18 protein-coding genes and 1 tRNA gene are annotated in these 15122 nt (G+C 38.1%); 6 read left to right on the top strand and 13 right to left on the bottom strand.

From position 1 onward, the window contains the following. Nucleotides 1–16 precede the first annotated feature (16 nt). Nucleotides 17–2557, top strand: coding sequence for a BspA family leucine-rich repeat surface protein (locus MS2017_RS04750; RefSeq protein WP_122951434.1), 2541 nt, complete (start codon nt 17–19; stop codon nt 2555–2557). Between the two features lie 61 nt (nt 2558–2618). Here MS2017_RS04750 and acpS read toward each other — a convergent pair whose 3' ends face one another. From acpS to rnc, 6 genes are read right to left on the bottom strand one after another with little or no spacing between them, the layout of a single operon-like run. After that, nucleotides 2619–3014: a holo-ACP synthase gene (gene acpS, locus MS2017_RS04745; RefSeq protein WP_122951433.1), complete on the bottom strand. Its 396-nt coding sequence runs from the start codon at nt 3012–3014 to the stop codon at nt 2619–2621. Beyond that, entirely contained in the window at nt 3011–3736 is a 726-nt protein-coding gene (gene pdxJ, locus MS2017_RS04740; protein WP_122951432.1) for a pyridoxine 5'-phosphate synthase, read from the bottom strand. The genes acpS and pdxJ overlap by 4 nt, the downstream gene beginning before the upstream one ends. Continuing rightward, on the bottom strand, nt 3733–4431 hold the full coding sequence (gene recO, locus MS2017_RS04735; protein WP_071565313.1) for a DNA repair protein RecO: 699 nt from the start codon (nt 4429–4431) through the stop codon (nt 3733–3735). The genes pdxJ and recO overlap by 4 nt, the downstream gene beginning before the upstream one ends. Before the next feature lie 2 nt (nt 4432–4433). Then, nucleotides 4434–5351, bottom strand: coding sequence for a metal-dependent hydrolase (locus MS2017_RS04730; RefSeq protein ID WP_122951431.1), 918 nt, complete (start codon nt 5349–5351; stop codon nt 4434–4436). Then, nucleotides 5352–6236, bottom strand: a complete 885-nt coding sequence (gene era / locus MS2017_RS04725; protein WP_071565315.1) for a GTPase Era — start codon at nt 6234–6236, stop codon at nt 5352–5354. Further along, nucleotides 6233–6895, bottom strand: a complete 663-nt coding sequence (gene rnc / locus MS2017_RS04720) for a ribonuclease III (RefSeq protein ID WP_071565316.1) — start codon at nt 6893–6895, stop codon at nt 6233–6235. Before rnc ends, era begins: the two co-directional genes overlap by 4 nt. A gap of 38 nt (nt 6896–6933) precedes the next feature. On the opposite strand from rnc, the gene cas6 reads away from it, so the two are divergent. Continuing rightward, nucleotides 6934–7602, top strand: coding sequence for a type I-MYXAN CRISPR-associated protein Cas6/Cmx6 (cas6, locus tag MS2017_RS04715; protein ID WP_071565317.1), 669 nt, complete (start codon nt 6934–6936; stop codon nt 7600–7602). Here the strand turns inward: cas6 and MS2017_RS04710 are convergent. The 6 genes from MS2017_RS04710 to MS2017_RS04685 all read right to left on the bottom strand — a co-directional run bounded on the left by MS2017_RS04710 (nt 7599) and on the right by MS2017_RS04685 (nt 10607). Then, nucleotides 7599–7928, bottom strand: a complete 330-nt coding sequence (locus MS2017_RS04710) for a zinc ribbon domain-containing protein YjdM (protein ID WP_122951430.1) — start codon at nt 7926–7928, stop codon at nt 7599–7601. The genes cas6 and MS2017_RS04710 overlap by 4 nt on opposite strands. Then, a complete protein-coding gene (thyA, locus tag MS2017_RS04705) occupies nt 7925–8779 on the bottom strand; it encodes a thymidylate synthase (RefSeq protein WP_071565319.1) in 855 nt (284 codons plus the stop codon). The genes MS2017_RS04710 and thyA overlap by 4 nt, the downstream gene beginning before the upstream one ends. Next, nucleotides 8776–9543: a prolipoprotein diacylglyceryl transferase gene (gene lgt / locus MS2017_RS04700; protein WP_071565320.1), complete on the bottom strand. Its 768-nt coding sequence runs from the start codon at nt 9541–9543 to the stop codon at nt 8776–8778. Before lgt ends, thyA begins: the two co-directional genes overlap by 4 nt. 36 nt (nt 9544–9579) lie before the next feature. Then, nucleotides 9580–9656 (bottom strand) — tRNA-Arg (locus MS2017_RS04695). A 17-nt stretch (nt 9657–9673) separates the two neighbouring features. Then, a complete protein-coding gene (locus MS2017_RS04690; protein ID WP_071565321.1) occupies nt 9674–9985 on the bottom strand; it encodes an ArsR/SmtB family transcription factor in 312 nt (103 codons plus the stop codon). A 13-nt stretch (nt 9986–9998) separates the two neighbouring features. Next, nucleotides 9999–10607 carry an ABC transporter substrate-binding protein gene (locus tag MS2017_RS04685; RefSeq protein ID WP_071565322.1) on the bottom strand — a complete coding sequence of 203 codons (609 nt, stop codon included), beginning with the start codon at nt 10605–10607 and terminating at the stop codon, nt 9999–10001. 98 nt (nt 10608–10705) lie between these two features. On the opposite strand from MS2017_RS04685, the gene MS2017_RS04680 reads away from it, so the two are divergent. The 3 genes from MS2017_RS04680 to MS2017_RS04670 are packed head-to-tail and all read left to right on the top strand — an operon-like array spanning nt 10706 to nt 13668. Then, a complete protein-coding gene (locus tag MS2017_RS04680; RefSeq protein ID WP_071565323.1) occupies nt 10706–12046 on the top strand; it encodes a S41 family peptidase in 1341 nt (446 codons plus the stop codon). A gap of 1 nt (nt 12047) precedes the next feature. Further along, complete coding sequence (locus tag MS2017_RS04675; protein ID WP_122951429.1) at nt 12048–12824, top strand: ParA family protein; 777 nt, start codon at nt 12048–12050, stop codon at nt 12822–12824. Nucleotide 12825: 1 nt separating this feature from the next. Next, the gene (locus MS2017_RS04670; protein ID WP_122951428.1) at nt 12826–13668 is read left to right on the top strand and encodes a ParB/RepB/Spo0J family partition protein; all 843 of its coding nucleotides are present in this window, start codon (nt 12826–12828) and stop codon (nt 13666–13668) included. On the opposite strand, the gene lepB is transcribed toward MS2017_RS04670, so the two are convergent. Further along, nucleotides 13658–14578, bottom strand: coding sequence for a signal peptidase I (lepB, locus tag MS2017_RS04665; protein ID WP_122951427.1), 921 nt, complete (start codon nt 14576–14578; stop codon nt 13658–13660). The two genes, MS2017_RS04670 and lepB, sit on opposite strands and share 11 nt — an antisense overlap. A 76-nt stretch (nt 14579–14654) precedes the next feature. On the opposite strand from lepB, the gene MS2017_RS04660 reads away from it, so the two are divergent. After that, nucleotides 14655–14981, top strand: coding sequence for a TusE/DsrC/DsvC family sulfur relay protein (locus MS2017_RS04660; protein WP_071565327.1), 327 nt, complete (start codon nt 14655–14657; stop codon nt 14979–14981). Nucleotides 14982–15122 lie beyond the last annotated feature (141 nt).

The raw sequence follows: 15122 nt of genomic DNA, 5'->3' as shown, positions 1-15122 counted from the left end.
CAAATAGGATGAAACCATGATAAACACAATAAAACACACTTTAATTCCAGTCAATTACTTAACTGCCCAAGAAAACAATAATAATAAAATTATTGCCAATGGGCATAATTTCTTCTCAAGCACCACTACAACAACAGTTAATACTACTTCTGACAACTTATTTACCACTGAGTTTAATGTAAAACAGTGGGCAATAGCCGCTAGTGCTAGCAGTGAATATAGCGCCACTCGGTACTCAGTTGAGCAAGTAATAGGTGTGCCTGATACTGGATTGGTTACTGGTAAAGATCAACAAGAAATAGACAAAGCATGGGCAGAGGCAAAATCAAAGATAAACGAATCAAATACCCTTACCTTAACCTATAGCGAACCAGTTTATATTAAAGATATTATTGCCAGAGAAACATGGAATCCAGGTGCAATTAGCAAAGTAGAGGTTATGAAAGACGGAATTTTTGTGACGGTTTATACAAAAACTGATACTGGTGAAACAGGTGGCACCATGTCAGGTGTTCAAGTGGGTAAAGTTAGTGACACAAAAATTTCACTCACCCATGCACTTGATTACTTATCAAATAAAATTCGCTTAACGATTGGCAATAGTGCCAATGAATACAATGAAATTGATGCAGTTCAGTTGATATCAGCCTCAGTTTTTTTTAATGTTACTGTATTAAGTAGTGCCGATGTTCTTAACAAAATTTACGAGGATTCTGGCTATGTCGGGAACACGCCTGATGACGACAAAACCACTGTTGAGCAATTATCCATGGTGGCAAAAGGTGTTAATTACCACCTAGAAGACCGTTATCAAGCTGCTATTGAAGCAAAAACAGACTTTACCAATCCAACAGATAGTGCTGCTCAAGCAATAATGACTGATGAAGTGGCAACTTTAGTCACTGAACAAAGTGCCAACCTTTCCTTTCTCTACTTCGGACACACTTCATTCAACGACGACATTAGCAACATGGATACTTCGTTGGCAACCAATATGAGTTATATGTTTTGCTATGACGAAACTATTACTCGAGGCGTTTGCTATAACGAAGGCTTCAATCAAGACATTGGTAACTGGGATGTGGGCAATGTTACGAATATGAATCGAATGTTCTATGGCGCCAATGTTTTCAATCAAGATATTGGTAACTGGGATGTTAGCAAAGTTGTAAATATGAAAGAAATGTTTTGTTATGCCACTTCTTTCAATCAAGATATTGGTAACTGGGATGTTAGCAAGGTTGTAAATATGAGCCATATGTTCATTGACACTCTTTTCAATCAAAATATTAGTAACTGGGATGTTGGCAGAGTTACAGATACAAGCTCAATGTTCTCCTCAACTCCTTTCAATCAAAATATTAGTAACTGGGATGTTGGTGAGGTTGTAAATATGGAGGATATGTTCTCTGGTGCTATTGCTTTCAATCAAAATATTGGTAACTGGAATGTGAGTAATGTTATAAATATGATTGGAATGTTCGACTATACCGAAGCTTTCAACCAAGATATTAGCAGCTGGGATGTGGGCAATGTTACGAATATGCGCTGGATGTTTTTCGATGCTTCTGCTTTCAACCAAGATATTGGCAATTGGAATGTTAGTAAAGTTACAGATATGGGCTACATGTTCGCCAGCACTATCGTTTTCAACCAAGATATTGGTAACTGGAATGTTAACAAAGTTACAGATATGGGGTATATGTTTTCCTACACCGACTCTTTCAACCAAGATATTGGTAACTGGAATGTTAGCAAAGTTACAAATATGGGAGAGATGTTCTACTACGCTAAAGCCTTCAACCAAGATATTGGTAACTGGAATATTAAAAATCTGGAGGTTGCTAATAATATACTTGATAAAACCGCCTTTAGCACTGAAAACTACGACCTATTACTAGCAGGCTGGTCAGATGTTAATGTAACCGACAATGAGGGTATAAAAACAGGCGTAAGTTTTGGTGCAAATGACACTAAATACACCAATGCCACGGCACGCCAAGCACTACTGGACAAGAACTGGACTATTGCTGATAATGGATTACTTAATGACAGTAATAACAATGGTATTAAAGATGTATTTGTTGGCAACAACGCCAAGAATACAATAGACAAGAGCGGGCATAGGGAGGCTGTCACCCTTCACGGTTTAGGTGACAATGACACGCTAACAGGGAGCAACCATGCCGACACACTCTACGGCGGTGCAGGCGATGACACTCTTACGGGTAACGCTGGTGCGGATACTTTTGTTTATAGTTATCAAAATGCGGGTCATGACACCATTAAAGATTTTAACGCTAGCGAAGGCGATAAAATTAACCTGAGTTATTTAATGGATGGTTACCAAGAAGATAAAGTCTTGTCTGACTATTTAACACTCTTAAGCAATAGCAAAAGCCAAGCCGTATTGCATATTAGCGCTAATGGCAATGTTAACGGCTCAAATGATGAGGCAACAAGAGAGGGGAGCATCGCCATTACCTTGGAAAATATCGCTTATTCAGAGGGGTTATTAAACAACTTGGTTGATAACGGTCATATTGTGCTGATTTAATGACATTACATCATTTTTAAAACATGGCAATCTACAGCCACCTTGAGGCGTCCATCTTTTTTTAATTGTCTTGTGTGTTGCCACATTCCAGCACCACAAATGCCACGGCATTAAATTTTTCATCAGATAGACTAAGGTGTGCTTGTTTGATGTTTTTTCCCACCAAATATAGGCGCAATTTTTCACTGGGAATAAAATAAGGTTTGCCATTTTCGTTATTGTGTACGGTTAAATCTTGAAAACTGACAATTTTTCCAATACCTGTGCCTAGGGCTTTGGCAAAGGCTTCTTTGGCGGCGAAACGCTTGGCACAATAGGCGGCACTATCGCCTTTGTTGGCAAATAGCGCTTGTTCGTGTTCGGATAGCACACGCTTAACAAAGCCATCTCTGTTTTTATTTAAGATATGTTCAACACGCTCAATGTTGATGATGTCGGTGCCGATGCCGTAAATCATTCTCTGGCACCAAGCATTAAATTTTTCATTTCACGAGTGGCGGCTTCAAGCCCAACAAACACGGCTCTGGCAATAATTGAATGACCAATATTAAGTTCTGCAATTTCAGGCAGTTTGGCAATGGCTGCGGTGTTCTCTAGGGTTAAGCCATGCCCTGCATTAACTTGCAAACCGATTGAATGTGCGTAAGTTGCCATAGTTTTAATTTTTTCTAATTCTCGCTGTTGCGCTTCGTCTGTTGCATTTGCATAATGCCCTGTGTGTAATTCAATCACGGGGGCACCGCATTGTTTGGCAGCGTCAATTTGGGATTTTTGAGCATCGATAAACAAAGAAACAGTGATATTTTCTGCATTTAATTGAGTACAAACATCATGCATTCTAGAAATTTGACCCACCACATCAAGTCCGCCTTCGGTGGTTAATTCTTCGCGTTTTTCTGGTACTAGGCAACAATCTTGTGGCTTGATTTTGCTGGCAATGGCAATCATTTCATCGGTAATTGCCATTTCTAAATTCATTTTTGTGACAAGTTGTTGACGCAAAACCTCCACATCACTGTCTTGAATATGACGCCTGTCTTCACGAAGATGCAAGGTAATGCTGTCTGCACCTGATTGTTCACACAATAACGCACCTGCAATTGGCGAAGGATAATGGGTGCCTCTCGCCTGCCTAATGGTGGCTATATGATCAATGTTAACACCTAAATAAATACTCAATTTTTACTCCAGAATAATAAACGACTTTGCAAGGGCTTGTTGCCCAATAATGGGTGTAATCTCGCCCTATTCAAATCTCTACACACCTTAAGTTGCTCAACGCTTGGTGCATTTAATACATCTTCAGCTAACATTAACTGAATTGTATTGCCCGATATTTTACCCATAGAACGCTTCATAAAACCAACTTGCGATTGATATTCATATTTACACTCAATACTGGTGTCAATCTCATCACTATTAACATCATGTTCAAAATCAAGCCCATAGCCCAACTCAGATAACAGGCTGTTTTCAAATAAACGCAATGCCCAATAACTTGCCTGCTTGTCCAACTCAGGCAACTGACTAACAAACTGCCTGTAAATCTCAAACAACTCAAAATACGGGTCTTGGTCTTGTAATAATCGGGCAATCAACTCATTTGCATACATTCCTAATATCAGTGCCTCACCTTGCAAACTCCTTGGCTGGTCATCCACTTCTACATCGCTCAATGACTTTAAATCACCTTTGCCTGAAAATGAAATTTTAATGTGCTGAAACATTTGTATCGGTGCCTTTGACTTGCGTGACCCTCGCCCAACTAAGCGGATTTTCCCATATTCTTGGGTGAAAAAATCCAGCAACAAAGAAGTGTCTTTAAACGCCCTTCGATGAATTAAAAAGGCAGGAGTTAAATCAATCTTAGCCATTATTAGCCACCAAACATTGCCCCTACATCAACTTTAATGGTATGCCTATAAGGCTCTACCTGCTTCCATTGGTTGTCTATTTTTTCAGCAATAACAAAACTAAACATTGGGTTTTTGATGTTGCCCATTCTTAAATCTTGCAAAATTAACCGATTACCATCCACTTCAAGATTATAAAAATTACTTGAAAATTTGGCATACTTGCTGACACTTTCAAGGTTAATTTCACCTAATGACTGTTGATTTTTGACTGAAATGGCGGTCTTTTGATTGCCAAAAATATCCACAAAATACTCAGAAATATTACTATCCTCTACTTTTACAACACGCCAAAGATAAGTGTTAAATGGCGTTGGCGTAGCAAAAGCATACCCTGCTGGCGTCAACATTTGTTGAACAATAACACCAAATAATAAATAAATATGACTGAACATCAGCGCCATTGTATTGAACGATTTTCCTTGAATTAACCACGGTTTCTTGCGAACCACAAGATATAAAAAACTCGCCAAAAGAGGCAAGGTGTAAATTGGGTCTATAATAAATACCGACCCAATCATTATTTTTTCATCACTAAAAGGCAAAAACAACGAGGTGCCATAAATGGTAAAACTGTCTAATATTGCATGCGTGGTCAATGCCAAAAATGTGATCAACCACCAGCGAAAATAATCAATATAATTAAAAAACTTAAATAAAATAAGCGCCAATAATGGCGACACCAATGTTAAAAAAAACAGGGAATGGGAAAAGCCTCTGTGATTAATAGTGCTGTCCAAATTATTTGAATAATTAATCAGCACATCTAAGTCTGGCAAACTTGCTAATAAGCCTGAAATAATGGCTACTTTTGGTGTTTTCTTAGGTGAAATGGCAATGCCAATAACTGCACCAAGGCTAAATTGAGTAATCGAATCCAATTAGTCATACCCCAATGAGGCCAATGCACGCTTGTCATCAGACCAGCCTGTGGAAACTTTAACCCAAAGTTTAAGAAATACTTTGCGCCCTAAAAAGCCTTCAATACTTTTTCGTGCCTCGGTGCCAATAAGTTTAAGCATATCACCCTTATTGCCAATAACAATATTTTTTTGCGAAGCTTTTTCGACCAAAATTCTGGCTGAAATTCTTTGCATGGTGCCATCTAATTCATATTGCTCAATTTCAACGGTTAAATCATAAGGCAATTCATCCTCTAAATGACGCATTAATTTTTCTCGAATAAACTCAGCAACGATAAACTTTTCACTTCTATCAGTAACATAATCGGGGTCAAAAATATTATCTTGCTCTGGCAGATATTTTAAAATCAATGTCCGCAATGCTTGAGTATCAGGCTTTTTAAAGGCTGAAAGTGGGAAAAAATCATTGGGCTGATATTTCTGCCCAATTTTTTCTAAAAAAGGCAATACAGCTTGCTTGGATTTGAGTTTATCAATTTTATTCACACACAAAATTACGGGCACTTCAGCCCTAGACACATGCTCCAAAACACGGGCATCTTCTTTGGTCCATTTGCCCGCTTCAATCAGCCATAAAATAATATCAACATCATTAATACTGGCACTCGCCGTCCTATTCATATAGGCATTAATGGCTTTTGCATTACCAATGTGCATACCTGGCGTATCTACAAATACCATTTGATAATCATCGCTAGTATCGATTGCATGAATGCGATGGCGGGTAGTTTGCGGTCGGTGTGAAGTAATAGATAATTTCTGACCAATTAACTCATTTGTTAAGGTTGATTTGCCTACATTAGGGCGGCCAACAACGGCGATAAATCCTGCTTTATGATTCATTTTTTTAATTTATCCAATAAAATTTCAGCGCACATTTGTTCTGCTCTTTTAATACTTTTGGCCTCTTGTTCCACCTGTATCGCTTGGTCTTGTAATAGGCACCTAACTGTAAATAGTGCGTTATGGTCTTTGCCTGTGGTTTTAATCAGTTCATATTGTGGCAAGGTTTGCTTGAACTTTTGTAAACGCTCTTGAAGCTGGGTTTTAAAATCTTTGAGCGTGTCATTGGGATTGATTTCATTGATATATTTTTTAAACAAATCTAAAATTACGGTATTCACAGCATCAAAACCTGCCTCCAAGAAAATCGCACCCAAAATAGCCTCTACCGCATCAGCTTGAATGGATTTGCGATTATGTCCACCACTTTTTAATTCACCCGAACCCAAAATCAATAAACTTGATAACTTAATATCCAGCGCAACCAATCCCAAAGTTTGCCCCCTAACCACATAGGATTTAAAGCGCGACAATCTACCCTCAGCAATATGTGGAAAACGCTTATACAGCTCGCGTGCAACCACCACGCCCAAGATGCTATCGCCCAAAAATTCTAAACGCTCATTGTTGCTTTTGCCAACACTACGGTGTGTTAATGCCTGCTTTAACAAGTCAACATCTTTAAATTGATAATTAATTTTTTTTTGTAATTTATCCATCGTTTATAATATGCGTATTTTAAAAAAACCAAATTCCTATGTTTTGGCAAGAAGACACTAAACAAGAACATTTTACGCTCCCTGAGACGATTCAAGACGCTGTGTTTGTCATTCGTGCCAAAGTTTTACCTATTGACCACGCTTACTTACTATCTCAAGCACTATTAAAACACTTGCCTTGGTTGGCAGAAGTGAATGCGGGCATCTTTGACATTAGCGTGGCAGATGGCAATGGCTGGGAGCAAGATGAATCTGGGTTTTACTACCCCTCTAAACGCTCCAGACTCAATATTCGTGTGCCTCAAGAAAAATTAAAGTCTGTGCAATCATTGGTGGGTAAAACGCTTGATTTGGGCGAATACAGCATTGATATCGTTAAAACATTAGAAGCAAAATTAATGAGCGATATGCTTATTGTCCTTGCCAAACATATTGCTTGTGATAAAAATGCCAGCGAAGAAAAGTTTTTACAAACCTCTTTTACACAATTGCAAGCACTGGGCATTCAGCCTAAAAAAATGATGGCAGGACTTAAAAGAAGTATCAGCACGCCAAACGGCACAATTCACACACGCTCCTTAATGGTTGCAGACTTGCGAAAAGTTGAATCTGTTACTTTGCAAGAACAAGGCATTGGCGAGCATCGGCTATTAGGCTGTGGCTTGTTTTTACCTCAAAAAGGTATAGAAAGTGTGAATGCGGTTTAAACTTTTTTAACAAATTCCGATTTCAGTTTCATGCCGCCAAAACCTGGAATCTTACAATCAACATCATGATCGCCATCGCACAGGCGAATATTTTTAACCTTAGTACCAACTTTAACGGCTGACGAGGTGCCTTTTATCTTTAAATCCTTGATCACTGTTACTGTATCGCCATCTTTTAGCACATTGCCATTAGCATCTTTAACAACAACCTCTTGCACCTCTAAATCCTCTGCTGAAAACTCGTAAGCACACTCTGGACACACCAAAAGATTACCATCTTGATAGACATATTCAGAATTACATTTTGGACAATTAGGCAAAGTCATACGGTAAAGGGGTATTTGACTACCGGGTGGTGTTTATAATTTATCAATTCAAAATCCTCCATGGTTACCCAGGTTTCTAAATCTTTCAAGGTTTTAATTGCTGGGTTAATCTTAAGAGAAGGTGGCGATAATGGCTCACGCTTCACTTGCTCGTTTTTAAAAATCTCTACTTGGTCTTCGTACAAATGCACATTTGATAGGTGGTGGCGCATTTTTTTGGCCTTTTTACCCGTAATTTGTGCAGTAATTAGCAGTAAAAATGCAACTTGAAAATGATTAAACGGCTGACCGAGTGCGTAATCACTACTACGCTGATAACTTTCAAGATACAAATCATCGCCAAGAAGATTAAAATGATGGGTGTGCATACAGGCTGGCAAACAGGCACGATGAATCAGATTTGGGTGGTTAAAGGTCATAATCTCACGCCTATCATCAATGCCACGAGATAAATCGGTAACAATTTTTTGGTATTGGTCAAACGGCTTGTCATCTTCAATCCCAGGAAAAGCCCGCCCAATCGCACCATAGCATAGCCCCATATCGTCTTTGCCTTTTCTGTGTGGATTGTCAAGCCAAGCTTGATTTTCATTGGTATTCGCATTCCAAGTATTACACCCCAACTCTCTAAATTGAGCTGCACTTTGGTAGCCACGAAGATAACCCAGCATTTCAGCAATTGCTGTTTTCCAAAAAAGTTTCTTAGTGGTTACCACTGGCACAGTGCCATCTGCTAAATCATACTCAAACGAAGCACCGATAATGCTTAATGTTTTTTTTCCAGTGCGTGCATTAGACAACCACACACCCTCTTCTAAAATTCGTTTGCCAATGTCAATATAACGCTTCACACTCGCTTTGCTTTTAAAAGAAGAAAGGCACCCAGTACAACCATTGGTAAACTCAGTAACTGCCCCATCGTTAGCCAACCAAACGCTAAATATCCCAATTGCACATCAGGCATCCGCACAAATTCAACAATAAATCTAAACATACCGTATAGAATTAAAAACAAAGCGGAAATTACCATTGGCGCCCGTGGTTTTTGACTAAACAACCACAATATCACAAACAACACCCAGCCTTCTAAAAATGCCTCATATAATTGTGATGGATAACGAGTAACACCCTGCTCATTAATAAACATACCAAATGGACTGTTGGTAACTTTGCCCCAAAGTTCGCTATTAATAAAATTACCAAGTCGCCCAAATCCTAAACCTAATGGCACTAATGGCGCAATAAAATCCACTGTGGTAAAAAAAGCTTTATTGTATTTACGATTAAACAAAATCATCGCCAATATCACACCAAGAAGACCGCCGTGGAATGACATGCCTCCATTTTGCACAGCAAAAACCGTCAGTGGGTTTGCAAGGAAAATATCTAAATTATAAAACAACATATAACCCAAACGACCACCAGCAACCACGCCAATAGCACCATAAAAAATCATATCTTCTATTTGCTGCTTATTCCAATCATCCAGTTGTTTGGCACGATGATTTGCCAGAAAATAAGCACTCAAAAACGCCAAAAGATACATAACGCCATACCAATAGATTTGAACAAAACCTAAATCTAGTGCGACTGGATTAATATTGGGATAAATCATAAGCTGTTATTAGGTTTCATAAACTTCCTTTAAATATGGTGCGCTCGAGGTGATTTGAACACCCAACATTTGGCTTCGGAGGCCAATACTCTATCCAGTTGAGCTACGAGCGCATAAACTTCAATCAGGATTAATTGTATTCGGAGCAAAAAACTGCTTGTATATTGACAACCAATTTCAAAATTTTTGCATCTTTTACTCTGCATAAAATTCGGTTACCTTCACGCCGTGATTCAATAATATTTTTAGTCCTAAGAATATCAATGTGCTGTGAAATATTAGACTGAGAAGAGCCAACATATTTTACGATTTCAAGCACAGGCAACTCATCCCCTTTCAAAGCGCATAAAATCTTCAATCGTAACGGATGTGCCATTGCCTTCAAGGCATTTGTTGCCTTTTCAATATCTTCTTTTTTTTCTAATAATTCCATGTTGTCCATTGTTTTATATAAATTAGATCCTACTTAACATACCATACACGCCGTATCTTCTCACCTTAACTCGCACCATTCTTTGGTAAAAATTAATCAAATTGTCGTAACCAAGGGCGACATCAAAAACCTGCCATGCGCCCGATTTCCCTTTGTGAAATGACAAATCTACATTAAAGCCAAATCGAGAATAGCCACTTGCATTCAACTTAACAACAATAATCTTGCCGCCTCTCATTGGTCTTGCAGAAATAAAATTAAGTGAACTTGAACGACCCTGTGCTAATTTCATCAGCAAAGTGTTGACAATTTTTTTCTTTAGTATATTTGAAAAATATACAGTCTCTTCTTCACTTAAAGTAACATAACTTGCTGACAGAACTTCACTGGCAATATAATCAAAATCAAATAAGGGGATAATCTCTTGGTCAACAAGAAAACTCATCATTCGTGGTGAGTAGGTGGATGCGGTGGTTAGTTGGTTGAGTTTGACAATAGTTGATTGTATAACTTTGACAGGGTTATTTTCCACTACCTCTGTCGTCGCTTCTATTGGCATTTCTTCGTATGCAAATACAGTTGATGTCAGCAACAAACCAAGCGTTAATAACAGCGTGTATAATCTTTTCATTTTTTCTCCCCTATCTAGAAAATAAAAACAAGTAAAATAAAATACTTGAAACGCTATTATATCTACTTTTTAAACCTATATAAGGAAATAATTATATTATGATTTTATTGAAAACCCTATTTATCGCTACCGCTCTTGCGCTAACCCTACCTGCTTCAGCAGAATACAGTGCAAAGAAAAAAATATCCAATGCTGAAGAAAGAAAAGAACTAGAGGCGTTTTTCAAAGATCTTGAAGTATTTACAGCCACTTATGGCAATATAAAAAAATTATATGTAGATGATGTTGATAATAAAGAATTATTCACCAACGCTATTAAAGGCATGGTAAGCGGATTAGATCCACATTCGGTTTACTTGGAACCTAAAGAGCAAAAGAATCTACTAGAAAACACCACTGGTAAGTTTGGCGGGCTAGGTATTGTTATTAGCAAAAAAGATGATATTATTCAAGTAATTTCCCCAATTGACGACACACCTGCTTATAAAGCAGGCATCCAAGCAGGCGATATGATTGTTAAAATCGGCAAAAAACCTGTGCGTGGCATGACATTAGAAGATGGCGTGGATCTTATGCGTGGCAAGCCAGGTACAGATGTGGAAATAACCATTGTGCGTAAAAATGTAAAACCATTTGTGGTTAAAATTACCCGTGAAATTATTACCATTGTTACTGTAAAAGGTTATTTATTAGACGATGGCATTGGCTATGTGCGAGTTTCTAGCTTTCAAAAACCAACCACTGATTTACTGCAAAAGGAAATTGGGCGCTTAGCAGTAGAAAATGATGGCGACTTAAACTCACTCATTCTTGATTTAAGAAACAATCCGGGTGGTGTTTTAGATGCTGCTATTGATATTTCTGACTTATTCCTTGATAACACTGGCACCATTGTTTCTACCAAAAGTAGAATTAAAAGTGGCAACACTCAATTTAGCGCTACTTCAGGTGATATCTTATTAGGTGCGCCAATGGTGGTTTTAATTAACGAAGGCTCTGCTTCAGCTTCAGAAATCGTTGCTGGTGCCTTACAAGATCACAAACGCGCTATTATTATGGGCAACACTTCGTTTGGCAAAGGTTCGGTACAAACCATTTTAAGACTCAGAGACGGTTACGGACTTAAGATAACGACCGCTAGATATTACACGCCAAATGACCGCTCTATTCAAGCCAAAGGTATTGAACCCGACATTCAGCTTAAAAATATCAATCTTGATAATAAAAAAGAAGAAGGGATTGCTGGCATCAAAGAAAGTGATTTAAAAGGTCATTTAGAAGCTGAAAATCCAGCTGAATTATCATCAAAGGAAATTTTAGATACGCAAGAAGAAAGAAAAGTAGTGGAAAATGAAAAGGCACTTGAGAGACTTGAAAAAGACTATTTTGTACTTGAGGCTCGTCACTTACTAAAAGCACTTACGGTATTGAAAAAATAAAGTGGCAATCATTCTTTCAGTGGCAAACCAAAAAGGTGGCGTGGGTAAAACCACCACTGCCGTCAATTTGAGTGCCGCCTTAAAAACCATCAAAAAACGCGTTCTGTTGGTTGACATTGACCCACAAGGTAATGCCACCATGGGTTGTGGTATCGATAAATATCATCTAAAAAATTCTGTTTGTGAACTGTTGTTAGGCGAATGCAGTATTGAAGAGGCCATTACACATTCAGATAAAACAAAAATCGATGTAATCCCTGCAAACACTGAATTAATTACCGCTGAAATTGCCCTAATAAAAAATAAGCATTCAGAATACATATTAAAGGAGGCGCTTGCTCAAGTGAACGATCAATATGACTATGTTATTATTGACTGCCCGCCTTCGCTCAATATGCTAACAATTAACGCATTTACCGCATCAAAAGGGATTATTATCCCGATGCAATGCGAATATTATGCCTTAGAAGGGTTAAGCGCCTTAATACAAACCATTGAAAAAATTCAAGTAACCACTAACCCTGACTTGAGAATCACAGGATTGGTTAGAACAATGTATGACACTCGTAACAACTTATCAAATGAAGTGTCGGTGCAATTACAGCAATATTTTGCACAAAAAGTATTTAAAACCATCATCCCTAGAAATGTAAAATTAGCAGAAGCACCCAGTTTTGGTCAAGCGGCAATTAACTACGCCAGATCCTCCAAAGGGGCAATCTCCTATGTTTCACTTGCAAGTGAAGTCATTCGAAAAACAAAAACACCTTTAAATTAATATGACAAACTCTTCAAAATTAGGTCGTGGACTGGATGTATTACTAGGAAAAACAATCGATAATGGCCAATCTGGCAACAATTTAAAAATCTTAAACATTAACGAATTACAACGAGGAAAATTTCAACCTAGAGAAGACATTAATCCCGACACACTAAAAGAACTTGCCAATTCAATTACCGCACAGGGCATTATTCAGCCACTGGTAGTTCGTAAAGTTACTTACGATAAATACGAAGTTATTGCCGGTGAAAGGCGCTGGCGTGCCGCCAAGATTGCTGGACTAAAAAAAGTGCCCGTTATTGTGCGTGAAATCAACGACCAAATTGCACTGGCAATTGGTTTAATTGAAAACATTCAGCGTGAAGCTTTAACCCCACTAGAAGAGGCCAAAGCATTGCAAAAATTAATTGAAGATTTTAAAATGACACATGAAGAAATCTCACATGTGGTGGGTCGTTCTCGCTCCAGTGTCAGTAATTTAATTCGATTATTACAATTAAATAATGCAGTTAAGCAATTTCTCAATAACGGTAAAATAGAAATGGGTCATGGGCGCGCTTTATTGCCACTGCCAATTGAGCAACAACTTGAGGTTGCCAATCAAGTTATTCAAAAATCTTTGTCTGTGCGTCAAACCGAAGAATTGGTCAAAAGAGTGCTAAACCCAAAACCAAGCAAGGCTGTCGTTATCAATCCCCACATTCAAACACTTGCCGAGAATCTAAGCAAAACACTAAACTCAAAAACTGAAATTAGAACCAATGGTAATAAAGGCAAAATTATTATTCATTATCAATCTGAAAATGAACTTGACGCTTTATTAAAGCACATTAATCAATAACCCCGTTACGAGAAAACGAAAAAGTTTTAAGTGCTTTCAGAGGACTGCTAGAAAATATACCACCAACATCTCCATGTGCCCAGATATAAAAAGCCCTGCCAACAATATATTCCTCAGGCACAAACCCCCAAAATCGACTGTCACTACTGTGCGCCCTATTGTCACCCATGACAAAATAATGCCCTTCAGGAACCACCAACTTAACATTTCTAGAAGCGCCCTTAGGATGGAGCAAAATATCATGTGGATTATTACCCAACATCTCACGATAACGCTTGTGACCTGTCATTTCAATGCCTTTTTCGTAGCCTTTGTAAATGCCAATTTTTTGATATTCAATCGCCTCACCATTCACAGTAAGTTTGTCATCAATATATTCAATCTTATCACCCGGTATGCCGATTACACGCTTAATGAAATCCGCCCCTTTGTAAGTTTTTTGTTTCTCATAGTTTGGATACCTAAATACCACCACATCACCTCGCTCTGGGTCTCCAAAATCTACCAATTCAGTGTTTAAAATGGGTAAATGTATGCCATAAGATAACTTGTCAACCAACAAAAAGTCATATGTTAAAAAGGTTGGCATCATTGAATTAGAAGGGATTCTAAAAGGTTCTGCCACAAGCCCTCTAAGTAAGAACACCAATAACAATACGGGATAAAACTCTGCTGAGAGTTGTACTACTTTAGAGCGGTGCAAATATTTTTCTGATTTGTCAAGCCTTAAAAAGCAAACAAAATACAGCCACTTAGACAACAAATATTTTTTCGTTGACGGTGCGTTTTCTGTCGCCCCACCCATAAAAAAATGATCTACCGTTACAATGACAAATGCCAAAATTAGGAACGCCGCTAAATAAGAAGAAACATCCCAAGCAAAGAATGATGAAGCATTTTCGAGAATCATAATAAAAATAGAAAAATGTAAAGGTGTTTATTATATAATAATTCTTTTTTATTATTTTTTTATTTGGAGAACAAAAATGGCATTAGCAGATTTAGAAAGAGATGGACACGGATATTTAGTAGATCTTAACACATGGGATAGAGGTGTTGCCGCAGAACTTGCGGAAGAAGAAGGAGTGAATTTAACAGATGAGAGTTTTAAACTTATTGATTTCTTGCGTGAAGAATACATTAACAACAACGCCAACCAGCCTAACGAGCGCAATATGGTTAAAGGACTAAAGGACAACTGGGAAGGAAAACTTACCACTAAAGAACTTTACACTTTATTTCCAAAAGGCCCTGCCAAACAAGCAGGAAAAATCGCTGGATTGCCTGAGACGAAACGCAAAGGTGGTTACTAAGATTTAAGGATTCAACAAAAAAAGGCGCTCATTGAGCGCCTTTTTTTTGCTACACCCTTTGCAACAATAAACCAAACAATCTGACACCTATTCTCATTCCCAGTATTGACACCCTATAATTGATTTTATTCTTGAATATAA

Origin of the sequence: Bathymodiolus thermophilus thioautotrophic gill symbiont, assembly GCF_003711265.1 — a bacterium.
Classification (GTDB): Bacteria; Pseudomonadota; Gammaproteobacteria; order PS1; family Pseudothioglobaceae; genus Thiodubiliella.
Note: the sequence above shows the minus strand (reverse complement) of the source record. Positions and strands in the feature narration are given on the sequence as shown.